Genomic DNA, 23,749 nt, shown 5'->3' on the forward strand with positions numbered 1-23,749 from the left:
TATGTCAACAATGGACTTAGACTTGAGGTGAGCGAGTCGCTCGATTAACGCAGGGCTTTCATCTCACCGGCGATGATCTCGGCCAATGGGCCCAGAATCACCTGCAGGTTCTGCTCACCGAGCTTGACCACACCGGCCGCGCCCAGAGCTTTGAGCTTGCGCTCGTCAACGATGCTGCGGTCTTTCAGGGTCAGACGCAGACGGGTGATGCAGGCATCGATGGTCACCAGGTTCTCCTGACCACCCAGCACTTCCAGATACTGCTTGGCCAGCTCGGTGCGGTCGGTGGTTTGAGCCTGTACCGGCACGGCTTCGTCATCTTCACGACCCGGGGTTTTCAGGTTGAACTTGGCGATCACTGCGCGGAAGACCACGTAGTAGAGGCCGAAGAAGACCAGACCCTGTACCAGCAGCATGTACCACTGGGTCGCCAGCGGGTTGCGGCTGGAGAGCACCATATCCACCAGACCGGCGCTGAAGCCGAAACCGGCGATCCAGTGCATGGAGGCTGCGATGAACACGGAGATACCGGTCAGCAGGGCGTGGATGACGTACAGTACCGGCGCCACGAACATGAAGGAGAACTCGAGCGGCTCGGTCACCCCGGTGAAGAAGGCGGCAAAGGCGGCAGCGATCATGATGGACGCAACCTTCTCTTTGTTCTCTTTCTTCGCGCTGTGGTAGATGGCCAGTGCGGCACCCGGCAGACCGAACATCATGATGGGGAAGAAGCCGGCCTGGTACATGCCGGTCACGCCCACGACAGCCTTGCCGGCGTCGATGGAGGACTGGCCACCCAGGAAGTTCGGGATGTCGTTGATGCCGGCCACGTCGAACCAGAACACGGAGTTCAGGGCGTGGTGCAGACCGACCGGGATCAGCAGACGGTTGAAGAAGGCGTAGATGCCGGCACCGGTGGAGCCCATGCTGACGATGGATTCACCGAAGCTCACCAAGCCACCATAGATGACAGGCCAGACGGCCATCAGGATGAAGGAGACGACGATCATCACCACGGAGGTCACGATCGGCACCAGACGACGACCGGAGAAGAAGGCCAGCGCCTTGTGCAGCTCCACGCTGCTGAAGCGGTTGTAGAGCTCGGCGGCGATGACACCACACAGGATGCCGACGAACTGGTTGCTGATCTTGGCAAAGGCTGCCGGCACCTGGTCGGCCGGGATACCCTTGATCTGGGCCACGGCGCCCGGGCTCAGCAGGGTGGTGACCACCAGGAAGCCGACCAGACCGGCCAGCGCGGCGGAACCGTCTTTATCCTTGGACATGCCGTAAGCGACGCCGACGGCGAACAGAATGGGCATACTGTCGATGATGGCGGCGCCCGCCTTGATCAGAAACGCAGCCAGAGGGCTTCCGCCACCCCAACCGTTCGGGTCAATCCAGTAGCCAATCCCCATCAGGATCGCGGCGGCAGGCAATACCGCTACCGGCACCATCAGGGCACGGCCGATCTTTTGCAAATAACCGAGAATGTTCACGGTTCCTCTCCTTAGTTGGTGTTTTTCTAGAAATTAAGTGCTTATCACGTTCGACGCATAAGCCATCAAGGCTTGATTGGCAGTCTATGTGTTTTATTTCGCTGCGCAAATTAATAAACCAGCTTTCGTGATCATTATCACTCAACAGAGATAAAGGTAGCCGATAGATGTGGCTTAGTTCGCAATCTTTATTTACGCTATAAAACAACTTGAATCCGTGTCTGGTCCCTTGCCGTCACTCCCTGTGCGGCAACCGTACTGAGGTATATAGAATGCGCCTGATCCCGTTGAAGTCTGCCAGCCAGGTGGGTCTCTGGTCTGCCCGTTACATCGTTGACCGCATCAATGCGTTCAAACCCACTGCCGAGCGCCCCTTCGTGCTGGGTCTGCCCACTGGCGGTACCCCGCTCAACACCTACAAGCGCCTGATTGAGCTGCATAAAGCCGGCGAGGTGAGCTTCCAGAACGTGGTCACCTTCAACATGGACGAGTACGTAGGGCTGCCCAAGGAACACCCGGAGAGCTACCACAGCTTCATGCACAACAACTTCTTCAATCACGTGGACATTCGCCCGGAAAACATCAACATCCTCAATGGCAACGCCGAGGATTTGGTGGCCGAGTGCCAGCGTTACGAAGACAAGATCAAGTCCTACGGCAAGATCCACCTGTTCATGGGCGGCGTCGGCAATGACGGCCACATCGCCTTCAACGAACCGGCCTCTTCCCTGGCTTCCCGTACCCGGGTCAAGACCCTGACCGAAGACACCCGCATCGCCAACTCCCGCTTCTTTGGCGGCGACATGGAGCAGGTGCCCAAGCTGGCCCTGACCGTGGGTGTCGGCACCCTGATGGACGCCGAAGAGATCCTGATCCTGGTGGTCGGTCACGCCAAGGCCCAGGCCCTGCAGGCCACCGTGGAGGGCAGCGTCAACCACATGTGGACCATCTCCACCCTGCAACTGCATCCGAAAGGGATTGTGGTGTGCGACGAACCTTCCACCATGGAGTTGAAGGTCAAGACGGTGCGCTACTTCCAGCAACTGGAAGCCGACAATATCAAGCACCTCTGAGGAGCTCCCATGTACGCTCTGACTAATTGCACTCTCTACACCGGCAGCTGCGTGCTGACCGGTTATGGCGTGGTCATCGATGGCGACAAGATTGTCGCCATCTCCCGCCAGGCAGAACTGCCCGCCGGCATCGAGCAGATTGACCTCCAGGGCGCCAACCTCAGCGCCGGCTTCATCGACGTCCAGCTCAACGGCTGCGGTGGCGTCATGTTCAACGGTCACATCACCACGGACACCCTGGCCACCATGCAGGCGGCCAACCTGAAATCCGGGACCACCAGCTTCCTGCCGACCCTGATCACCAGCCCGGATGCGGACATGAAGCAGGCCGTCGCCGTCACCCGCGACTACATGGCCGCCCACCCCAACGAGGTGCTTGGCGTCCATCTGGAAGGGCCCTACACCAACCTCAAGCGCAAGGGGATCCACCCGGCCGAACAGATCCGCCAGCCCGCCGACGAGATGATCGACTTCTTCTGCGACAACGCGGACGCCATCGCCAAGATCACCCTGGCGCCGGAGCGCAACAAGCCCGAGCACATCCGCCGTCTGGTGGAGGCCGGCATCCTGGTCTCCGCCGGCCACACCGCCGCCAACTACGACCAGGCCATGGCGGGCTTTGACAACGGCATGCGCTTTGCCACCCACCTCTACAACGCCATGACCCCGACCCTGAATGGTCGCGAGCCCGGCGTGGTCGGTGCCATCTACGATCGCAAGGATGTCTATGCGGGCATCATCGTCGACGGCCACCACGTACACTGGGCCAACGTGCGTCTGGCGCACAGGATGCTGGGGGAGCGGCTGGTGCTGGTCACCGATGCAACCGCGGCGGCAGGTGCACCGGAAGGCTTTGAGAAATTTGATTTTTGCGGCGCAACCGTCTATTTCCGCGATGGTCAGTGCGTCGATGAGAATGGTACACTCGGCGGCTCCGCCCTCACCATGATCGAAGGGGTGGAAAATCTGGTCAAACAGGTCGGATTGCCGCTCGACGAAGCACTGAGAATGGCCACCCTTTACCCCGCTCGCGCCATTGGATGGGACTCGCGTCTCGGTAGTATCCAGGTCGGAAAAATTGCCAACCTCACCGTCTTTGATCAGGCCTTCGCGGTCTGCGGGACCGTGGTTAACGGACACTACACAACACAGTGACACTATGACTGGCGGACAAATAGCAAACGTAGATCTTATCAAGCAGGTAAACAGTGCGGTCGTCTATCGCCTCATTGACCTGCAGGGGCCCATCTCGCGGGTCAAAATTGCCGAGTTGAGTCAGCTGGCCCCGGCCAGCGTGACCAAGATAACCCGGCAACTGATCGAGCACGGCCTCATCAGGGAGACCTCGCCGCAAGCCTCCACCGGCGGGCGCCGCGCCATCTCCCTGACCACCATCAAGCATCGCTTCCAGTTTGTGTCCGCCAAGCTGGGTCGCGGCTACCTGCAGCTCTCCCTGTATGACCTCGACGGCAAGGAGCTCGATCAGCACATCACCCAGGTGACCGAGATCGAGCAGCAACCCGTGGTGGACATGCTGCTGCGGGAGATTGGCGCCTTCATCGACGCCAATCAGGATCGCAGCCGCAACCTCATCAGCATCGCGCTGACCATGCCGGGTCTGGTCAACCCGGAATCCGGCATGGTCATCTACACCCCCACCTACCAGATCCGCAACCTGGGGCTCGCCAAGCTCCTGGAGCACCACTTCAACCTCCCCTGCTACGTGGGCAACGACACCCGTTCGCTGGCGCTGGCCGAGCACTTCTTCGGCGAGTCCCGCGACTGCATGGACTCCATCCTGGTGAGTGTCCACCAGGGGACGGGCTCGGGCATCATCACCAAAGGCAAGGTGTTTCTTGGCCAGAACCGCAACGTCGGCGAAATAGGCCACATCCAGGTCGAACCCCTTGGCAAGCGCTGCCACTGCGGCAACTTCGGCTGCCTCGAGACCATCGCCTCCAACGAGGCCATCGTCGACAAGGTGAAGGAGCTCATCAGCCGCGGTCACCTGAGTTCGCTGCAAGAGAAGCACATCACCATTCAGGAGGTGTGCAAGGCGGCGGTGGCCGGTGACGAGCTGGCCCGCAGCGTGATCGAGAACGTGGGGGAGCACCTGGGGCGCGCCATCGCCATCACGGTCAACCTGTTCAACCCCCAGAAGGTGCTCATCGCCGGTGAAATCACCGCCGCCGAAGAGATCCTGATCCCGGCCATCCGCCGCTGTGTCGAGCACCAGTCTCTGCCAAGTTTCCATCGCGGCCTGCCCATCGTGAAGGCGCGCTTCCAGAACCAGCCCACCATCGGCGGCTTCGCCCTGGTCAAGCGCTCCCTGCTGGAAGGGGATCTGCTGCAGATCATCATGGAGCAGAAGTAAGGCCCACCCCTTCGGACACGAAAACGGCAGCCAGTGGCTGCCGTTTTTTTATGGTCTGTTTTCGCCGGTTTACCTCGCTCTACAAGGTTTGAACAGAGCGTAGGTTCGATTAGCCCCGTAGCGGCGTAATCGGACGCCGTAGTTCACCCCGCCCGGCACGGCTTGAACAGATCCAGCTTGCCGTCATAGACCTGGGTCTGCACATCCATGATGCCGAGCATGGTGCGGGGCAACAGGTTGTCGTGCCGCTCAACCGTTCCGGCCCATTCACCCCGCCCGGCACGGCTTGAACAGATCCAGCTTGCCGTCATAGGCCTGGGTCTGCACGTCCATGATGCCGAGCATGGTGCGGGGCAACAGGTTGTCGTGCCGCTCAACCGCTCGGGCCCATTTACCCCGCCCGGCACGGCTTGAACAGATCCAGCTTGCCCTCATAGACCTGGGTCTGCACGTCCATGATGCCGAGCATGGAGTGGAACAGGTTGTCGTGGGAGAAGCGCTTGCTGGCTGCCTCCTGTTGCAGGCAATCCAGATTGAGCTGACGGTCCGCCTGCAACTGGGGAGAGAACCAGGTCAGGAGCGGCACCCGGGTCTGATCGTCCGGTGCGAACTTGTAGGGGGTGCCGTGCAGATAGAGCCCCATGGCGCCGAGGGATTCACCGTGATCCGACAGATAGACCAGCCCCACGTTGTACTGGCTTTCCAGGCTCTTGAGCTTGTCGATGAGCTGGGCCAGCACCTTGTCGGTGTAGCGGATGGTGTTGTCATAGGTGTTCACCAGCTCTTCGTTGCTGCAGTTCTCGATGTCGCTGCGCGGGCAGTCCGGCAGGAAGACGCGATCGGCGGCCGGGTAGCGGCGATAGTAGGTCGGACCGTGGCTGCCCATCAGGTGGAAGGCCACCAGCTTGCTGCCCTGCTTGCCCTGCATGTCGGCGATCTGCTGATCCAGCCCCTGCAACAGCACCTCGTCATGACAGGCATTGCCGGAGCAGTATGCGGGGAATGCCTTGGGCTCAATCTCGATGGTGGGGACGTTTTTGCACACCCCCTTGCAGCCGCCGTCGTTTTCCTTCCAGAGCACCGAGATCCCGGCATGTTGCAGCACGTCCAGCAAGCCGTCCTGGGACTGGGCCCTGGCCTCGTCATAGCCGCGCCGGGTCATGTTCGAGAACATGCAGGGCACGGAGAGCGCAGTGGCGGTGCCGCAGGAGCGCACGTTCCTGAACGAGACCACATTGGCCTCCTTCTCGGTGAAGCCGTTGGTCTCCTTCTTGTAGCCGTTGAGGGAGTAGTTCTGGCTGCGGGCCGTCTCCCCCACCACCAGGAACATCAGGGTCGGCTTCTCATGCTGGCCGATCACCCTGGCATCGGTGCCGATCTGCTGGTAGGGAATGGGAGTGGCGAAGACCACATCCCGGGCGTACTTGTAGAGCCCGTGCACATAGTTGGCGGGCACTATCTCCTTGCCGAGGGACTTGTTGTTGCGCCCGACCGAGGCGTAATCCTGGTAATAAAGGGCGGCAGCCCCCATCAGAAACAGCAAGGAGAGGGCGATGGAGCCGAGGCGCAGACCCAGCCCCTTGTACCAGGGACGGGGGTACTCAATCTTCACCCACAGCAGGACCAGCACCGGCAGCAGGCCGGTCAGCAGGAACCAGAGCACCACGGAACCGTTGAGGTAGGAGCCCGCCTCCCCGCTGTTGGTTTCGATGATGTTCTGCATCATGCCCATGTCGAAGATCACCCCGTACTTGAGCATGGCGTAGCTGACCAGGGAGCCGGTCAGGATGAGCAATGCGAAAAAGGGCTTGAGCAGATAACGGAAGGTAAAGGGCAGGAACACCGCGTTGAGGGCCGCCACCAGTACCAGGGGAATGGAGAGGACAAACCCCGCCTTGACGTGTTCAAGGGCGCTGAGAATGCGATAAAAGTGCAGGAAAATGGGCCAGTTGAAGACCAGTGCAAACAGCAACACCAGCAACAGATTGACCTTCATCACTCCCAGAGTGAGACGCATAGAGAGACTCCGACAAACCAGTGGAACTAACAACCTGCCAGCAGGCTTCGTGGTGACCATCCCGACACTCGGCCCTGAAAAACAGGACAAGAGCCAGGGAGGTCCAGATACGGGGTCATCCTAGGACGGCAAACTTAAGCGAACATTAAGAGAGGAAATCGAACCACAAGGGGAGGTGCGCGGTCTGGCACATAAAAAAACGGCAGCCCGGGCTGCCGTTTTTGCGAAGGTGAACAAGATGTCACACCTGTGTGTTCGCGAACCTGAACAGGGTCGCGAGCGGCCGGTGATCTCGCCGGAGCCGGGGAAGAGGACCGTTGTGATCGCCCTCCCCTTGCACTGGGGGATCACAGCGCTCCCGAGAGGCAATCACAGGGTCGCGGCAATCTCGTCGGAGCCGGGGAAGAGGACCGTTGTGGTCGCCCTCCCCTTTGCCCTGAGGGATCACAGGGTCGCGGCGATCTCGTCGGAGATGGAGCCGTTGTGGTACACCTCCTGCACGTCGTCCAGATCTTCCAGCATGTCGATGAGGCGCATCAGCTTGGGCGCGGTCTCGGCATCCAGTTCCGCCTCGGTGGAGGGGATCATGGTCACTTCGGCGCTCTCGGGTTTGAAGCCGGCAGCTTCCAGACCGTCCAGCACGGTGCCGAAGTCGTTCGGGGTGGTGTAGACCTCGATGGTGCCATCTTCTTCGGTTACCACGTCGTCGGCACCGGCTTCCAGGGCGGCGTCCATCAGGGCGTCTTCATCGGCACCCACGAAGGTCAGCACCCCCTTCTTGGTGAACAGATAGGCCACGGAGCCGTCGGTCCCCAGGTTGCCGCCGCACTTGCTGAAGGCGTGACGCACTTCGGCCACGGTACGGTTGCGGTTGTCGGTCAGGCACTCCACCATGACGGCGGAACCGGCCGGGCCGTACCCTTCGTACACGATGGTCTCGAGCTGCTCGCCGTCACCGCCGCCGGCGCCACGCTGGATGGCGCGGTTGATGGTGTCGCGGGTCATGTTGCTGGTCAGGGCTGCCGCCACCGCCGCACGCAGGCGGGGGTTGTTGGCAGGATCGGCATCACCCAGACGCGCGGAGGTGGTGATTTCGCGGATCAGCTTGGTGAAGATCTTGCCGCGCTTGGCGTCTTGCGCCGCCTTGCGGTGTTTGATGTTGGCCCATTTACTGTGACCTGCCATAGGGACTCTCCGTTATAGTTGGAAATTTCAGTAACACTGGTATCGACCAGGGGGAAACGGGAAAGGCCGCATCGCTGCGGCCTTTGTTGCCGATAACGGCTTATTCGTCACCCTTGACGGTGGTCGCAATCGCCAGCTCGCCCAGTTGGGCCGGGTTGGCAAAGCTCGGGGCGTCTGTCATCAGACAGGCGGCCGCCGTGGTTTTCGGGAAGGCGATGACATCCCGGATGTTGTCGGTGCCGGTCAGCAGCATGCTGAGGCGGTCCAGACCGAAGGCCAGGCCGGCGTGGGGCGGGGTGCCGTATTTCAGGGCATCCAGCAGGAAGCCGAACTTCAGGCGCTGCTCGTCCGGGGTGATCCCCAGGATGTCGAACACGGTGGACTGCATCTCGCTGTTGTGGATACGCACAGAGCCGCCACCCACTTCGTAGCCGTTGATCACCATGTCGTAGGCGTTCGCGTAAGCGCCCACCGGGTTCGCTTTCAGCTCGGCCGGGCCCAGGTTGCTCGGGGCGGTGAAGGGGTGGTGCATGGCCGCCAGGCCGCCTTCGCCATCTTCCTCGAACATGGGGAAGTCGATGACCCAGAGCGGCTTCCAGACGTTCTCCACCAGGCCCAGATCGCGGCCCACCTTCAGGCGCAGGGCGCCCATGGCATCGCACACAACCTTCTTGGAATCGGCGCCGAAGAAGATGATGTCGCCATCCATCGCGCCGGTGCGGGCCAGGATCTCGCGCACGATGGCGTCAGAGAGGAACTTGGCCACCGGGGACTGCACCCCTTCGAGGCCGCTCCCGGCGTCGTTGACCTTCATCCAGGCCAGGCCCTTGGCACCGTAGATGCCGACGAACTTGGTGTACTCGTCGATCTGCTTGCGAGACAGCTCCGCGCCGCCCGGTACCTTCAGGGCCGCCACACGGCCTTTCGGATCCTTGGCGGGGCCGGCGAACACCGCGAACTCCACCTCGGTCAAGAGATCTGCCACATCCACCAGCTCCATGGGCAGGCGCAGGTCCGGCTTGTCGGAGCCGAAGCGGCGCATGGCTTCGTCGAAGGTCATGATGGGGAAGTCGCCCAGGTCCACGTTCAGGATGTGCAGCCAGAGCTTGCGGATCATCTCTTCCATGATTTCACGCACCTGGGGCGCGGTCATGAAGGAGGTCTCCACGTCGATCTGGGTGAATTCCGGCTGGCGGTCGGCACGCAGGTCTTCGTCGCGGAAGCACTTGACGATCTGGTAGTAGCGGTCGAAGCCGGACATCATCAGCAACTGCTTGAACAGCTGGGGGGACTGCGGCAGGGCGTAGAACTTGCCCTTGTGCACGCGGCTCGGCACCAGGTAGTCACGGGCCCCTTCCGGGGTCGCCTTGGTCAGCATCGGGGTCTCGATGTCGAGGAAGCCGTGCTCGTCCATGAAGCGGCGCACGAAGGCACTGGCCTTGGCACGGGTCTTCAGGTACTTGGCCATCTCGGGACGACGCAGGTCCAGGTAGCGGTACTTGAGGCTCACCTCTTCGCTGTTGACCTGGTTGAAGTCAAGGGGCAGCGGCTCGGCACGGTTGATGATGGTCAGCTCGTGGGCGAACACCTCGATGGCACCGGTGGCCATGTCGCTGTTGCGCTGGGAGTCGGGGCGGGTACGCACCACGCCGGTCACCTGGATGCAGAACTCGCCGCGCAGCTCGGAGGCCAGGGCAAAGGCGTCCGGCTTGTCCGGATCGAAGAACACCTGCACGATGCCCTCGCGATCGCGCATGTCGATAAAGATGAGGCCGCCGAGATCACGACGACGATGGACCCAACCGCACAATGTAATGGTCTGCCCGGCATGGGCCTCATTGACCTGTCCGCAATAGATAGAGCGCATGGACTTCTTCCTTCGAAATGGTAGAGAGACGGTTCATCCTGGGTCGCCGGGCACGACTGGCAAGCACCGTCTGTCTCACAGCTGGCCAGATCCTGCTTCTTGCCCGGTTTGAAATCTGTCTCGGGTCATCCGGCTCCCCGAGCCGGATTCTTGCCGCCGCCCCAGGCAGGCCCCCGCTCCCGACCGGGATGACGAGTGGGCGCCGGGGTATCGGCGGCGTCGTTGTCTGGCCACTGCCGGGCCGCGATCATCGTCACCCGGGGGCTCGGTCGCGCGCATTACGACAATGTGGCAAACAAAAGGGTTGGCATTATAGAGGAAAACCTCCATTTGGGTAAAATGGCCCGCAGCCCCCTTTACCCTGTTTTTTGTTGTTCTGGCGCAAAAAGGAGGGCAAAAGTGCGCCAACCTGCCGACAGGAACCATCATGAGCCTCTATTTGGGCCTGCCCCAGTGGTCACACCCGGCCTGGCCCGGCCAGTTACTGGGGATGAATGCCAGGCCCGCCGAGCACCTCGCCGACTATGCCAGGGTGTTCAACTCCGTGGAGGGCAACACCACCTTCTACGCCTCACCGACCCCGGAGACGGTGCAGCGCTGGGCCGATGCGGTCCCCGACCACTTTCGCTTCAGCTTCAAGTTTCCCAAGGAGATCAGTCACCAGAGCGATCTGGTGAGCGCGGACAAACAGGTGACGGCCTTCATCCGCCTGCTGGCCCCCCTGCATGACAAGCTGGGGCTGCTCAAGCTGCAACTGCCCGCCCGCTTCGGGCCAGAGGGGCTGGCTCGTCTGGATGCCTTCTTCGCGCGGCTGCCCCAGGATTTCACCTATGCCCTCGAGGTGCGCCACCCCGATTTCTTCGCCAAGGGGGAGGCGGAACGGGCCCTCAACCGGATGCTGATGGCGCGGGGCATCAATCGCATCATGCTCGACAGCCGTCCGCTCTTCTCGGTGCCCGCCACCACGGCCGCCATGATCGATGCCCAGGGCAAGAAACCCAGGTTGCCGGTCCATCTGCTGGCCACAGGGGGTGCCCCGGTGGTGCGCCTGATTGGTTTGCCTCAAATCGAGGACAATCACCCTTTTTTGCCACCATGGTTGCCACATTGGAAACAATGGCTCCAGGAGGGCAAGGATCTCTACCTCTTTGTTCACACCGCCGACAATGCCCGGGCCCCCGAACTCGCACGGCAGATCAGCCGCCTGCTCGGCCAGGAGATGGCCCCCTGGCCAGGAGAAAACGATCGCGCTCGCCAGGGGGTGCTGCCCTTTTGAGCGGCCCCCTCCCCGCCCCTTCTCCGTCCCCAAAAAAAGCCGCTTTTTTTGTGGTCCCACCGGGGTTGGCGTCAAGACAAACGCCCGCCTTTCCTCTACACTAGCGCCCCAAGTAAGGTCCCGGGCCTGGGTGCATGGCAATGCGTTGCCCACCCCAGCCCGGCACCCTGAGGGCCCGGACCATGGCCCGTTGCGAACAGGGGCAGCCCGAAGGATCCCGGAGCAAGCCACCCCGTTCGTCAACCGGTGACGACGCCATTTCGATGCCCGTCCACCCAAGATTCAATTGAATAAAACAGCCGCCCACCACACCGGCTGTCAGGTTGCGTCAGCATGCACGATCAGATTTTTGCCGCCCCCATCGCCCGTCTGGGAGACTTCTGCTTTGACGAGCAGGTCGTCGATGTCTTCCCCGACATGATCCAGCGCTCGGTGCCCGGTTACAGCAACATCATCTCCGCCATCGGCATGATGGCCGCCCGCTACGCCCAGCCCCAGAGCCGCCTCTACGATCTCGGCTGCTCCCTCGGCGCCGCGACCCAGGCAATGCGCCGCCACGTCACCCAACCCGGCTGCCACATCACGGCGGTGGATCTCTCCCACCCCATGATCGAGCGGGCCCGCGCTCACCTCTCGGGCTTCAAGTCCGAGGTGCCGGTGGAACTCATCGAGGCGGACATCTGCGACATCCCCATCGAGAACGCCTCCGTGGTGGTGCTCAACTTCACCCTGCAGTTCGTCGCCCCCGAGAAGCGGGCCGCCCTCATCGCGCGCATCTTTGACGGCCTGCGCCCCGGCGGCATCCTCATCCTGAGCGAGAAGTTCCGCTTCGATGACGAGCAGGTCAACGAGCTGCTCATCGACTTGCACCTCGACTTCAAGCGGGCCAACGGCTACAGCGAGCTGGAAATCAGCCAGAAGCGCACCGCCCTTGAGAACGTGATGCGCACCGACACCCTGGCGGTCCATCAGGCGCGCCTGCGGGACGCCGGCTTCACCCACCTGGACCTCTGGTTCCAGTGCTTCAACTTCGGCTCCATGATTGCCATCAAAGCCAGCGACACCAACTAAGCCATGATCGATTTCGCCCATTTTTATCAACTGATCGCCAAGAACCGGTTGAGCCACTGGCTGCACACCCTGCCCGCCCAGCTGCACGCCTGGCAGCACGACAATCTGCACGGGGATCTGCCGCGCTGGAACCGCGCCCTCGCCAAGCTGCCCGTCGTGGCCCCCGGCCGGATCGAGCTCAAAGAGCGGGTCGCCATCGGCGGCCCCGATAGCCTGGGAGAGGGTGAGCGCAAGAAGACCGAGAGCCTGCTGCGCCAGCTCATGCCCTGGCGCAAGGGCCCCTTCCATGTGCACGGCATCCACATCGACACCGAGTGGCGCTCCGACTGGAAGTGGGATCGGGTGCTGCCCCACATCAGCCCGCTCCAGGGCCGCTACGTGCTGGACGTGGGCTGCGGCAGCGGCTACCACCTCTGGCGCATGGTGGGGGAAGGGGCGAAACTGGCGGTCGGCATCGACCCGAGCCCGCTGTTCCTCTGCCAGTTCGAAGCCATTCGCCACTTCGCAGGCAACGACCAGCGCGCCCACCTGCTGCCCCTCGGTATCCAGGAGCTGCCGGATCTGCGGGCCTTTGACACCGTCTTCTCCATGGGGGTGCTCTATCATCGCAAGTCCCCCATCGAGCACATCGAGCAGTTGCGCAACCAGCTCAAAGACGATGGGGAGCTGGTGCTCGAGACCCTGGTGGTGGACGGCGACGAAAACCAGGTGCTGATGCCTTCCGATCGCTACGGCAAGATGCGCAACGTCTGGTTCCTCCCCTCGAGCGCGGCCCTCACACGCTGGGTCGAGCGCTGCGGGTTCACCGAGGTGCGCATCGTCGACGAGAATATGACCAGCACCGACGAACAGCGTCGTACCGACTGGATGATTAACGAGTCCCTGAGTGACTATCTGGATCCACACAATCCTGCACTCACGGTCGAAGGATACCCGGCACCCAAACGTGCCGTACTGATCGCCAGAAAGGCCAAAGACTAGCCGATGGCGGCTGTGGAAGTTACACTGACCCAATTCCAGGAAGCACAGTTAAATGAATGACATGAAAAGCAAATTAAAAGGAATGACCCTGCTCTCCCTGCTCAGTCTCGGCGGGTGTGTCAGTATGGAAAAAGCCCCCCCGGCCCCGACCCTGACGCTGGCCGAGCTGCGCAACGAGATCTCGTTGAGCGAGCAACGTCTGCAAACATCCATGGAACAGCAACAGAAGCAGTATGTGCAGCAACAGCACCTGCTGGTTCAGCTCAACACCGATGTCACCAACATGAAAGAGTCCGTGAAGAAAGTCGACAGCAAGCTGGCTACCCTGCCTCCCGAGCCGCCCAAGGCCATGCCCATTCCCACCGAGAAGTGCCCGGCGCCGAGCCAGGGCCACACCGTCGATGGCAAGCTGCTGGTGGGTGAAGCGGAGTGGATCTGGGTTGACGCCGCCAACGACGCCTTCCAGGCCCGGGTCGACACCGGCGCCACCACCTCCTCCATCAGCGCCCAGGAGATCACCATCTTCGAGCGCAACGGCAAAAACTGGGTGCGCTTCTTCCTGAGCCACCAGGAGATGGACGACAAGATCCAGATTGAAGCGCCCCTGGTGCGTCACGTGCGGGTCCGTCAGGCTTCCGCCGACGATCTCGACCGTCGCCCCGTGGTTCGCCTCGCCGTGCGCATCGGCGACATGACCGAGAAGGCCGAATTTACCCTGAAGGACCGCAGCGACATGACCTTCCCCGTGCTGCTGGGCCGTGAATTCCTCAAAGACATCGCCGTGGTCGACGTGGCCCGCGAATATATCCAACCCAAACCCAAGCTCAAGGATGTGAAATAATCCATGGTTTCCCGTAAGCCGTTCTATCTGCTGGTCGCCCTGCTCTACATCGTCGGCCTGGGGATGACCTTCTATCATCACATCGCGCTGGACGTCCCGCTCACGCCGGGTGAAAAGCGCCAGATCTGGTCCATCGAAGCCAAACTCGAGTTCGAGGCCACCGGCGAGCCGGTGATCGCCTCCCTGGCCATTCCGGGCACCCAGCCCGGCTTCACCCTGATGAACGAGAACGCCGCGAGCCCGGGCTATGGCCTGTCGTTCGTGGAAAAAGACGGGGATGCCCGCGCCGAGTGGTCCATCCGCACCGCCTCCGGCCGTCAGGAGCTCTACTACCGGGTCGACATGATGGCCGATGCCCATGCCAAGCCCGCCGCCAACCCGCAGCCGCCCGCCATCGAGAAGCAGATCGAGAGCGAGCCCTACGCCACGGCCATGAAGCAGATCCTGGAGCGCGCCCAGGAGCGCTCCGCCGACGGCTACACCCTGACCCGCGAGATCATCAAGGAGATCGAGAAGCAGGAACAGAACGCCGAGCTGCTCAAGTCCCACAAGAGCCGCGCCAATCTGATTGCCGAGCTGCTCAACAACGCGGACGTCCCGGCCCGGGTGGTTCACGCCCTCAGCCTGGAAGACGGCCGTCGCCGTCAGGAGCTGGTGGATTACCTGCAGGTCTTCAACAGCCCGACCGACTACAAGCTGTTCAACCCGCAAAGCGGTGAACAGGGTCAACCGGCCAACCTGCTGCTGTGGGAGTACAACTCCGGCGCCCTCCTGGACGTCACCGGCGGTCACAACTCCCGCGTCACCTTCTCGATGATCGAGCAGGAGCAACCGGTCAACGTGGCCCTGGCCCAGAAGTTCGAAAAATCCGAGATGATGAACTTCTCCATCCACAGCCTGCCCCTGGAAGAGCAAGCCCTGTTCAAGGGTCTGCTGCTCATCCCCATCGGCGTGCTGATGGTGGTGTTTCTGCGGGTCATCGTGGGGATCAAGACCTCCGGCACCTTCATGCCGGTGCTGATCGCGGTCGCCTTCATCCAGACCTCGCTGGTCACCGGCCTCATCGGCTTCCTGCTGATCGTCGGCACCGGCCTGGTGATCCGCTCCTACCTCTCGAGGCTGAACCTGCTGCTGGTCGCCCGAATATCGGCGATCATCATCATGGTGATCTCGATGATCGGCATCTTCTCGGCGTTCGCCTTCAAGCTGGGGCTGACCGACGGCATGAAGATCACCTTCTTCCCGATGATCATCCTCTCCTGGACCATCGAGCGCATGTCCATCCTGTGGGAAGAAGAGGGTCCCAAAGAGGTGTTCCGCCAGGGCGGCGGTTCCCTGCTGGTGGCGGTCATCGCCTACCTGGCCATGGACAACGAGCTCATTCGTCACCTCACCTTCAACTTCCTCGGCCTGCAGCTGGTGCTGATGGCGACCGTGCTGTTGATGGGTAACTACACCGGCTACAAGCTGAGCGAGCTCAAGCGCTTCAAGCCGCTGGTGGACGAGATGAAGTCTGGTGCCACCCCGGGTAAGGACAAGTAACAGATGTGGTTCTGGCAGAAATACACCAGTCCGTGGAGCCTGTCCCAGGCAGGCATCCTCGGCATGAACAAGCGCAACCACTCCTACATCAGCCGCTACAACCCGCGCCGCCTCTATCCGCTGGTGGATGACAAGCTCAAGACCAAGCGCATCGCGCTGGATGCGGGGGTGACGGTGCCTGAACTCATCGGCACCATCCGCGAGCAGCACGACGTGACTCGCATCACCGAGCTGGTGAAGGACTGGCCGGGCTTCTGCATCAAGCCGGCCCGCGGCTCCGGCGGCAAGGGGATCCTGGTGATCCTGCGCCAGGAGGACGGCCTCTTCTACAAGCCCAACGGCAGCGCCGCCAACGGCCAGGATCTGGAGCGCCATGTCTCCAACATCCTGGCAGGGCTCTATTCCCTCGGCGGCAAGCCCGACGTGGCGCTGGTAGAAGGGCTCATCAACTTCGACGACGTGTTCGACGGCTACTCCTTCGAAGGGGTCCCCGATGCCCGGGTGATCATCTTCAAAGGGTTCCCGGTGATGGCCATGATGCGCCTCTCCACCTCGGCTTCCGATGGCAAGGCGAACCTGCACCAGGGCGCCGTGGGGGTGGGCCTGTGCCTGCGCACCGGCCGCGCCCTGCGGGCGGTGCAGTTTGGCAACCCGCTGCGCCACCACCCGGATACCGGCCTGGATCTCTACGATCTGAAGGTGCCCCACTGGGACACCCTGCTCAACCTGGCGGCCTCCTGCTACGAGATGTCGGGTCTGGGCTATATCGGGACCGACATGGTGCTGGACAAGTTCCGCGGCCCCATGCTGCTGGAGCTCAACGCCCGTCCGGGCCTTGCCATCCAGATCGCCAACGGTCGCGGCCTGGTGCCCAACCTCAAGACCATCGAGAAGCTGGGTCAGGTCAAGATGAACGTGGAGCAGCGGGTCAACTTCGCCAAGGATCACTTCGGTATCTTCGACGAATAGTCCGCCCCCCTTCTGCAAAAACGCGCCCACCGGCGCGTTTTTTTATGGCCGCTCCTGCGCGCAGGGCGCCCCGCCCGAAGGCCGATCCCCGTCACATCCCATGGCGGCGCCCCTTCAATGGCGCGGCACAAGGGGATAAGCTCCTGACCAATGAGGGGTGACCAGCTCATCGGCGCAGGCCACCCCATGTGCGTGAGGCAGTGCGCCTGCCAGGGGGCACCGATTTGTCGACGACAACGGGGCTTCTCGATGGTAGATTAATCAAATCAAATAGATAGCATCGATCGGGTTTCTCCTATGCAACGTTGGCCCAGCCTGAAGCAGCTCCAGTATCTGGTCGCTCTGGACGAGCACAAGAATTTCAACCGCGCCGCCAAGGCCTGCCATGTCAGCCAGTCGACCCTGAGTACCGGGATCCAGACCCTGGAGGACATGATGAACCTGCAACTGGTGGAGCGGGATCACAAGAGCTTCATCATGACGCCGGTCGGCATGGAAATCGTGGCGCGGGCGCGCAACCTGCTCTCCGACGCCCGGGATCTGATGGAGCTGGGGCAGCAGCAGGGGGGCGTCATGCACGGCACGGTGCGCCTGGGCTGCATCCCCACCATCGCCCCCTTCCTGCTGAGCAAGCTGCTGCAGGTGTGCGGCAAGGCCTATCCGGATCTGGAGCTGCTGCTGCGGGAAGACACCACCACCAATCTGCTCAAGCAGCTGGAGCAGGGGCAGCTCGATCTGCTGATCCTGGCGCTGCCGGTGGAGATCGGCGGCTTCCACAGCAAAACCGTCGGCCAGGATCCCTTCCACATGGTGATGCCCTCCCACATGGCTGCGGGCCTGCACATGCCGTTCGACTACAAGGAGCTGCCCAACCAGAGCATCTTCCTGCTGGAGCGGGAGCACTGCCTGACGGAGCACGCGGTGAGCGCCTGCCGGCTGCGGGACAAGAGCAAGATCAACCCGTTCGCCGCCACCAGTCTGCACACCCTGGTGCAGATGGTGGGGGCCGGTCTTGGCACCACCTTCCTGCCCCAGATGGCCATAGATGCGGGCATCCTCGACAACACGGACCTGGTGGCCATCCCCCTGCCCGGGGAGAAACCCTATCGGGAGATAGGCCTGGTGTGGCGCCCCAGCACCACGCGGGTGCAGACCTTCTACAAGATTGCCGAGCTGCTGACGCCGCTCATTACCCCCAAACCGGCGGGGTGATCCAGTGGCTGCCCCCACAGGCGGCCACTCGTCAATGCCGTTGTCATTCAGGTTCCAGGCAGGATCATCGTCTATGATGAACCCCGTGCCCTATCAAGGAGTTGAGATGTTTCGCACCTTGCTGCTGCCCCTGCTGGCCCTGCTTCTCGCCGCCTGCTCCAGCACGCCGGAGCCTCCCCCTCCCGTGCGCCAGAGCGGCGCATTCGACAACTTCTATCAGCAGTGGCGCGGCGTGCCCTATCGCATGGGCGGTACCAGCCGCGCCGGTCTCGACTGCTCCGCCTTCACCCAGCTCGCCTACAGCCAGGTGCTGGGCTTCACCCTGCCCCGCACCACGGAATCCCAGGCGAGCCTCGGCCGCCCGGTGGACAGATACCGTCTCCAGCACGGGGACCTGGTCTTCTTCAAGACCGGCTGGCAGCAGTACCACGTCGGGGTCTACACCGGAGCCGGTGAGTTCATCCACGCCTCCACCAGCAAGGGCGTGATCCGCTCGCGCCTCGACAACGTCTACTGGAACAGCCGCTACTGGCAGGCCCGCAGGCTGGTCCAGTAGGTGCGACCCCAAACATGAAAAGGCCCCAAGGGGCCTTTTCATGTTGTTGCCGGGTCAGTGCTTGCGGTGCCAGCGGGGCGAGGTGGCGCGCTCTCCCCAGGGGGTCATGCAGGGCAGCAGGGCCCCCTCGATGACGCCCTCATGGCTCGCCAGCGCCAGGGCAATCTTCTCGTGGAGCAGGCGCAGCAGGTTCTTCTCCTGGCCCGCCAGGGAGTGGCCCGCGGCGAAATACTCCTGCTGATGTTGCAGCGCCAGCTTCTGGGCAAACTCATAGGTATTGAAACTGTCCGGCATGCGCGCGATCACGTCATCCAGCCGGGCCAGCAGGCTATGCAATTCCCTGGTCATGTGCGGTTCTCCCTCCGAGTTGGTGACCCACAATTACCCCTTATTGGATATAAGACCAATCCGGATGCCTCAAAAATGGGAGCCCGGACACAGTTCCGGACAACGCTGCCCACTGGCAGCCACCCTCTGCCCTCGCCCGGTTTACAAGTCGGCAACGAATCGCTAGATTTGGACCGACTAATCAGTCGGTCACTTTTCGTGCGGAGCATGCCATGGACACCACCGTCACCCCCGCCTCACCGGACAAGTTCTCCCTCCCCGAACAACTGCATCGGCTCAGGCAGGCCAGCCAGGCCACCCCCATGCCGGATCTGGCGTCCCGCCGCGCCAGACTTGACGCCCTCAAGCAGGGGCTGCTGCGCCACAAACAGGCACTGTGTCAGGCCCTGGCCCGGGACTACGGCCAGCGCAGCGACTACGACAGCCTGATCGCCGATGTGCTCCCCTGCGTCATGCAGATCAACTACACCCAGAAACGGCTCAAGGGGTGGATGAAACCGGAGCGCCGTCATCCCGGCCTGCTGCTGGCCTCCGCCAGGGTCGAGGTGCACTATCAGCCCCTCGGCGTGGTCGGCATCATGGTGCCCTGGAATTTCCCGGTGATGCTCAGCCTCGGGCCCCTCATCGGCGCCCTCGCCGCCGGCAACCGCGCCATGATCAAGCTCTCCGAGTTCACCCCTCACACCAACGCCGTGCTGCGCACCCTGCTCGATGAGGCCCTCGGCGGTGACGAGGTGGTGGTCATCGAGGGGGATGCGGGGATCGCGGCCGCCTTCAGCGCCCTCCCCTTCGACCATCTCATCTTCACCGGCTCCACGGCGGTGGGTCGGCTGGTGATGGCCGCGGCCGCCCCCCAGCTCACCCCCCTCACCCTGGAGCTCGGCGGCAAGAGCCCCTGTCTCATCGCCCCCGACATGCCCCTGGCCCTGGCGGTGGAGCGGATGATCTTCGGCAAGAGCCTCAACGCCGGCCAGATCTGCGTGGCCCCCGACTACGTGCTGCTGCCGAGGGGGCAGGAGCAGGCCTTTATCGAGGCCTATCAGGCCCATTTTCGCCGCCTCTACCCCAAAGGGCTCGAGAGCCCGGATTATGGCGCCATCATCAACGCTCCCCAGTACGAGCGGCTCACCGCCTGGCTGGAGGAGGCGAGGCAGGCCGGCGCCCAGATCTACCCCTGCGTCACGCCCGCCCGGGATGACGCCACCCGCAAACTGGTGCCCCACCTGCTGACCGAGGTGCCCGGCCACTGCCAGGTGATGCAGCAGGAGATCTTCGGCCCCCTGCTGCCCCTGGTGCCCTATGACGACATCGAGGAAGCCCTGGCCTATGTGGCAGCCCGCCCCCGCCCCCTGGCGCTCTATCTCATGAGCCTGGACGAGACGCTGCAGCGCCGCCTCATCCGGGAGACCCACGCCGGGGGCATGGCCATCAACGAGAGTCTGTTCCAGGTGGCGGCGGACGATGCCCCCTTCGGCGGCATCGGTCCCTCCGGCATGGGCCACTATCACGGCCGCGAGGGGTTTCTCACCTTCTCCAAGGCGAAAACCGTGCTGCGTCGCGGACGCTTCAGCACAGGCTCCCTCATTCATCCCCCCTATCGGCGCTGGTACCAGCGGCTGATGATGGCCCTGTTCCTGCGCTAGGAGGCGAGATGCGAGAAACCATGACCGACAAACGCCGCCAGATCCTGGATGCCGCCCTGGCCCTGTGCGCCGAGGATGGCCTGCAGGGCGCCGCCACCGCCCGCATCGCCAAGGCGGCCGGGGTGGCCAATGGCACCCTGTTTCATCACTTTCCCAGCAAGGAGGTGCTGATCCAGAGCCTCTACCAGGACATCAAGCTGCGCCTTGGCGCCGCCATCACCGAGGCCGATGCCGCCCTGCCGCTCCAGGAGCAGGCCCGCCACTACTGGCACCAGGCCATGGGCTGGATGCAGGCCCACCCCCGTGAGCTCAGGTTCGTGCTGGGCTTTTTCCACTCCCCCCTGCTGGCCCGCTCCCTGCGCAGCCAGATCCTGGCGGAGACCCTGCATTTTCTGCCGAGCCTGCTCGCCCGGGGCCAGGCCAGCGGCGAGCTGATGTCGGCCCCGCCGGCCCTGATGCTGGAGGTGTGCCAGGGCCAGTTTCTGGCCTGCGCCTCCCTCTTTGTCGATCAGCCTGAACTGGGAGAAGACCCCCACTGGCAGGAGAGCGCCTTCACCCTCTTCTGGTCCGCCATCAGCGGAGGTTCCCATGCGCCCTGACGCCCTGCTTGCCACCGGCAGGCGCCTCTGGATTGGCAGCCTGCTCTGGATCATCGGCCGCACCCTGTGCCGCGCCGCCCGGGTCGACGAGGCGGTACGCCGCGAGCTTGCCCCCCTGCCGGACGGTCTCACCATCAGGCTGGAGGTAAGCGGCATGACCCGGGGGCTGAGTCTCTACAAGTTCGCGGGGCGCTGGCACTGCGGTGAGGAGGCTGGCAGGGCGCATTCGACCTGTGCCCATGACGGCCCCCACCCCCTGCGGGTGCGCTTCAAGCACCCCGCCGTCGCCTTTCGCGCCCTCAGTTTTCGCCTCGGCATCAACCAGGCCTTTTGCGAAAACCGGCTGCTGGTGGAGGGGGATCTCGACGCGGCCATGCACCTGGTGCGAGCGCTTGAGCAGTTGCAGAGCCTCATCCTGCCCGCCTTCATCGCGCGGCCCCTGCTTCGCCACTACCCGGACCCGCATCGCAAGCTCGCGCGGGCCTGCCACATCTATCTGGGTCTGCTAACCGGTTGAACACGAGGAGAACGGGATGAGCCGTTATTACGATTTTTTCTGCCCGGTCAAGCTGATGGCGGGGGAGCAGGCACTGGAACAGTTGCCGGATGCCTTGAGGGGATTGGGAGCTGGCCGCCCGCTGCTGCTCACCGACAAGGGGGTCAGCGGCAGCGGGCTCGCCACCCTGCTGGCCGATGTGATGGCCGAAGGGGCCTTGCCGGTCGCCGCCATCTGGGACGAGATCCCGGCGGACTCCTCCACCGCCGTGGTGGAGCGGATCGCCCGCCACTACCGGGAGCTGGGCTGTGACAGCCTGCTCGCCCTTGGCGGCGGCTCCGTCATCGACACCGCCAAGGCGGTGAACATACTGGCGACCCTGGGGGGCGAGCGGCTGCTCGATTATGCCGGAGCGGATTGCCTGACCCGTCCCCTCAACCCCCTGGCGGTGGTCCCCACCACGGCGGGGACCGGCTCCGAAGTGACCCTGGTGGCGGTGATCAAGGATGAAGGGAGCGGGCGCAAGGTGCCCTTCACCTCCCCCTTCCTGCTGCCCCGGCTGGCGGTGCTGGATCCCCGCTTCACCCTGGGGCTGCCGCTGCCCATCACCGCCGCCACCGCCATGGATGCCATGACCCACGCCATCGAGGCCTTCATCGGCAACGGCAAGAACCCGGTCAGTGACGCCCTGGCCCTGATGGCGGTGGAGAAGATTGCCACCGCCCTGCCCAGGGTGCTGGCCCACCCGACAGACAAGGGCCTGCGGCTGCAACTGGCGGAGGGCTCCACCCTGGCGGGCATGGCGTTTTCCAACTCCATGGTGGGGCTGGTGCACGCCCTCGGCCACAGTCTGGGGGCGCGCTGCCACCTGCCCCATGGCCTCTGTATGAACCTCTTCCTGCCCACCGTGCTCGACTACAACCGGCCCGGCATCGACCCCGAGCTGGCCCGCCTGCTGCTGCCCCTGGTGGGGGCCGAGCGCTTTGCCGCAACCCCGGCCGCCGCGCGGGCCCAGGCCACCATCGAGGCGTTGCAGGCACTGCGCGATACCCTGTGGCAGACGGTCAAGCTGCCTCGCACCCTGCGGGAGGCGGGCCTCACCGACAAGGCGCTGCTGCCCGGGATCCGGGATCTCGCCATCAACGATGGCGCCCTGCTCTACAACCGCAAGGATGCGGGCAGGGAACAGTTGCTGGCCCTGCTGGAGCGGGCCTGGGAGTAACGGGCCCCTTGCCCGTCAGACATCGGGGGTGAAGACCCCGGTGGAGAGGTAGCGATCCCCCCGATCGCAGATGATTGCCACCACCACCCCCTGCCCGATCTCCGCCGCCACCCGCAAGGCCCCGGCCACGGCGCCACCCGAGCTGACACCGCAGCAGATCCCCTCCTCCCGCGCCAGGCGGCGCATCATGACGAGGGACTCTTCCAGTGTCACATCCAGCACCCCATCGACCCGCGCAGGCTCGAAGATGGCGGGCCGGTAGGCCTCGGGCCAGCGGCGAATGCCGGGGATCTGGCTCCCCTCGGCCGGTTGCAGGCCGATCACCGCCACCGCCGGGTTCTGCTCCTTGAGGTAGCGGGAGACCCCCATGATGGTGCCCGTGGTGCCCATGGCCGAGACGAAGTGAGTGACCGCCCCGCCGCTCTGGCGCCAGATCTCGGGGCCGGTGGAGCGGTAGTGGGCATCCGGGTTGGCGGGGTTGTTGAACTGATCGAGCACCAGCCCCTCCCCCCGCGCCTGCATGGCCAGGGCGAGGTCTCGCGCCGCTTCCATGCCCTCTTCCACCAGCACCAGCTCGGCACCGTAGGCCTGCATGGCGTCGCGCCGCTCCTGGCTCATGTTGCTCGGCATGATGAGTCGCATCCGGTAACCCCGGGACGCCGCCACCATGGCCAGCGCGATGCCGGTATTGCCGGAGGTGGCCTCGATGAGCCGGGCTCCTGGCGCTAAGTGACCACTCGCCTCTGCCTGCCTGATGAGGTTCAGCGCCGCCCTGTCCTTGACGGAGCCGGCGGGATTGTTGCCCTCCAGCTTCACCAGCAGGGTGACGCCGGGGTGCGGATTGATGCGGCGCAGCGCCAGCAACGGGGTGTTGCCTATCAGCTCGTCCAGGGTGGCGAAGGCCATGACGGATCCATCCTCTCTCAATGTTCTATACCTTGCCTTGCGACCATTCGCAGGCCGGCCAGTGTAAGCGAG

At 63.4% G+C, this 23,749-nt stretch carries 21 protein-coding genes; 15 read left to right on the top strand and 6 right to left on the bottom strand.

Annotation, left to right across the window (positions count from 1 at the left end; all coding sequences use genetic code 11):
• Window positions 1-44: 44 nt before the first annotated feature.
• Entirely contained in the window at window positions 45-1,499 is a 1,455-nt protein-coding gene (nagE, locus tag AB5Y68_RS12525) for an N-acetylglucosamine-specific PTS transporter subunit IIBC (RefSeq protein ID WP_039039841.1), read from the bottom strand.
• Window positions 1,500-1,771: 272 nt separating this feature from the next.
• Here nagE and nagB point away from each other — a divergent pair, with 272 nt between their 5' ends.
• Genes nagB through AB5Y68_RS12540 form a run of 3 tightly spaced genes read left to right on the top strand, consistent with a single transcriptional unit; the run spans window position 1,772 to window position 4,946 of the window.
• Window positions 1,772-2,572, top strand: coding sequence for a glucosamine-6-phosphate deaminase (gene nagB / locus AB5Y68_RS12530; RefSeq protein ID WP_010674098.1), 801 nt, complete (start codon window positions 1,772-1,774; stop codon window positions 2,570-2,572).
• A gap of 9 nt (window positions 2,573-2,581) precedes the next feature.
• Window positions 2,582-3,727 (top strand): N-acetylglucosamine-6-phosphate deacetylase, encoded by a 1,146-nt coding sequence (gene nagA, locus AB5Y68_RS12535; RefSeq protein ID WP_039039842.1) that lies wholly within the window; start codon window positions 2,582-2,584, stop codon window positions 3,725-3,727.
• Between the two features lie 4 nt (window positions 3,728-3,731).
• On the top strand, window positions 3,732-4,946 hold the full coding sequence (locus AB5Y68_RS12540) for an ROK family protein (RefSeq protein ID WP_010674096.1): 1,215 nt from the start codon (window positions 3,732-3,734) through the stop codon (window positions 4,944-4,946).
• Between the two features lie 391 nt (window positions 4,947-5,337).
• Here the strand turns inward: AB5Y68_RS12540 and AB5Y68_RS12545 are convergent, their stop codons facing one another.
• The 3 genes from AB5Y68_RS12545 to aspS form a co-directional block, all read right to left on the bottom strand.
• Window positions 5,338-6,963, bottom strand: coding sequence for a phosphoethanolamine transferase (locus tag AB5Y68_RS12545; RefSeq protein WP_039039844.1), 1,626 nt, complete (start codon window positions 6,961-6,963; stop codon window positions 5,338-5,340).
• A gap of 444 nt (window positions 6,964-7,407) precedes the next feature.
• Window positions 7,408-8,148 carry a YebC/PmpR family DNA-binding transcriptional regulator gene (locus AB5Y68_RS12550; RefSeq protein ID WP_039039845.1) on the bottom strand — a complete coding sequence of 247 codons (741 nt, stop codon included), beginning with the start codon at window positions 8,146-8,148 and terminating at the stop codon, window positions 7,408-7,410.
• A 100-nt stretch (window positions 8,149-8,248) separates the two neighbouring features.
• Window positions 8,249-10,015, bottom strand: coding sequence for an aspartate--tRNA ligase (aspS, locus tag AB5Y68_RS12555; protein WP_010674093.1), 1,767 nt, complete (start codon window positions 10,013-10,015; stop codon window positions 8,249-8,251).
• 427 nt (window positions 10,016-10,442) lie between these two features.
• On the opposite strand from aspS, the gene AB5Y68_RS12560 reads away from it, so the two are divergent.
• The 8 genes from AB5Y68_RS12560 to AB5Y68_RS12595 all read left to right on the top strand — a co-directional run bounded on the left by AB5Y68_RS12560 (window position 10,443) and on the right by AB5Y68_RS12595 (window position 18,463).
• Window positions 10,443-11,291, top strand: a complete 849-nt coding sequence (locus AB5Y68_RS12560; protein WP_010674092.1) for a DUF72 domain-containing protein — start codon at window positions 10,443-10,445, stop codon at window positions 11,289-11,291.
• A gap of 333 nt (window positions 11,292-11,624) precedes the next feature.
• The gene (gene cmoA / locus AB5Y68_RS12565; protein ID WP_039039846.1) at window positions 11,625-12,362 is read left to right on the top strand and encodes a carboxy-S-adenosyl-L-methionine synthase CmoA; all 738 of its coding nucleotides are present in this window, start codon (window positions 11,625-11,627) and stop codon (window positions 12,360-12,362) included.
• A gap of 3 nt (window positions 12,363-12,365) precedes the next feature.
• Window positions 12,366-13,343, top strand: a complete 978-nt coding sequence (gene cmoB, locus AB5Y68_RS12570; RefSeq protein ID WP_039039847.1) for a tRNA 5-methoxyuridine(34)/uridine 5-oxyacetic acid(34) synthase CmoB — start codon at window positions 12,366-12,368, stop codon at window positions 13,341-13,343.
• A gap of 82 nt (window positions 13,344-13,425) precedes the next feature.
• Window positions 13,426-14,184: an ATP-dependent zinc protease gene (locus AB5Y68_RS12575; RefSeq protein WP_010674089.1), complete on the top strand. Its 759-nt coding sequence runs from the start codon at window positions 13,426-13,428 to the stop codon at window positions 14,182-14,184.
• A 3-nt stretch (window positions 14,185-14,187) separates the two neighbouring features.
• Entirely contained in the window at window positions 14,188-15,726 is a 1,539-nt protein-coding gene (locus AB5Y68_RS12580) for an inactive transglutaminase family protein (RefSeq protein ID WP_010674088.1), read from the top strand.
• 3 nt (window positions 15,727-15,729) lie between these two features.
• On the top strand, window positions 15,730-16,695 hold the full coding sequence (locus AB5Y68_RS12585) for an alpha-L-glutamate ligase-like protein (RefSeq protein WP_039039849.1): 966 nt from the start codon (window positions 15,730-15,732) through the stop codon (window positions 16,693-16,695).
• A 297-nt stretch (window positions 16,696-16,992) separates the two neighbouring features.
• Window positions 16,993-17,907 carry a hydrogen peroxide-inducible genes activator gene (locus tag AB5Y68_RS12590; RefSeq protein WP_010674086.1) on the top strand — a complete coding sequence of 305 codons (915 nt, stop codon included), beginning with the start codon at window positions 16,993-16,995 and terminating at the stop codon, window positions 17,905-17,907.
• 106 nt (window positions 17,908-18,013) lie between these two features.
• A complete protein-coding gene (locus AB5Y68_RS12595; protein ID WP_029314241.1) occupies window positions 18,014-18,463 on the top strand; it encodes a C40 family peptidase in 450 nt (149 codons plus the stop codon).
• Between the two features lie 54 nt (window positions 18,464-18,517).
• Here AB5Y68_RS12595 and AB5Y68_RS12600 read toward each other — a convergent pair whose 3' ends face one another.
• Window positions 18,518-18,811, bottom strand: a complete 294-nt coding sequence (locus AB5Y68_RS12600; protein WP_010674084.1) for a hypothetical protein — start codon at window positions 18,809-18,811, stop codon at window positions 18,518-18,520.
• Between the two features lie 212 nt (window positions 18,812-19,023).
• Between AB5Y68_RS12600 and AB5Y68_RS12605 the strand changes: the two genes are divergently transcribed.
• From AB5Y68_RS12605 to AB5Y68_RS12620, 4 genes are read left to right on the top strand one after another with little or no spacing between them, the layout of a single operon-like run.
• A complete protein-coding gene (locus tag AB5Y68_RS12605) occupies window positions 19,024-20,454 on the top strand; it encodes a coniferyl aldehyde dehydrogenase (RefSeq protein WP_039039850.1) in 1,431 nt (476 codons plus the stop codon).
• 8 nt (window positions 20,455-20,462) lie between these two features.
• Window positions 20,463-21,053, top strand: a complete 591-nt coding sequence (locus AB5Y68_RS12610; RefSeq protein WP_039039851.1) for a TetR/AcrR family transcriptional regulator — start codon at window positions 20,463-20,465, stop codon at window positions 21,051-21,053.
• Complete coding sequence (locus tag AB5Y68_RS12615; RefSeq protein WP_039039852.1) at window positions 21,043-21,570, top strand: hypothetical protein; 528 nt, start codon at window positions 21,043-21,045, stop codon at window positions 21,568-21,570. The genes AB5Y68_RS12610 and AB5Y68_RS12615 overlap by 11 nt, the downstream gene beginning before the upstream one ends.
• Window positions 21,571-21,586: 16 nt before the next feature.
• Window positions 21,587-22,771 (top strand): iron-containing alcohol dehydrogenase, encoded by a 1,185-nt coding sequence (locus AB5Y68_RS12620; protein WP_039039853.1) that lies wholly within the window; start codon window positions 21,587-21,589, stop codon window positions 22,769-22,771.
• Between the two features lie 15 nt (window positions 22,772-22,786).
• On the opposite strand, the gene cysM is transcribed toward AB5Y68_RS12620, so the two are convergent.
• A complete protein-coding gene (gene cysM / locus AB5Y68_RS12625; protein WP_039039854.1) occupies window positions 22,787-23,677 on the bottom strand; it encodes a cysteine synthase CysM in 891 nt (296 codons plus the stop codon).
• Window positions 23,678-23,749: the final 72 nt, after the last annotated feature.

The organism is Aeromonas sp. R6-1 (genome assembly GCF_040908165.1).
Lineage (GTDB): Bacteria > Pseudomonadota > Gammaproteobacteria > Enterobacterales > Aeromonadaceae > Aeromonas > Aeromonas caviae.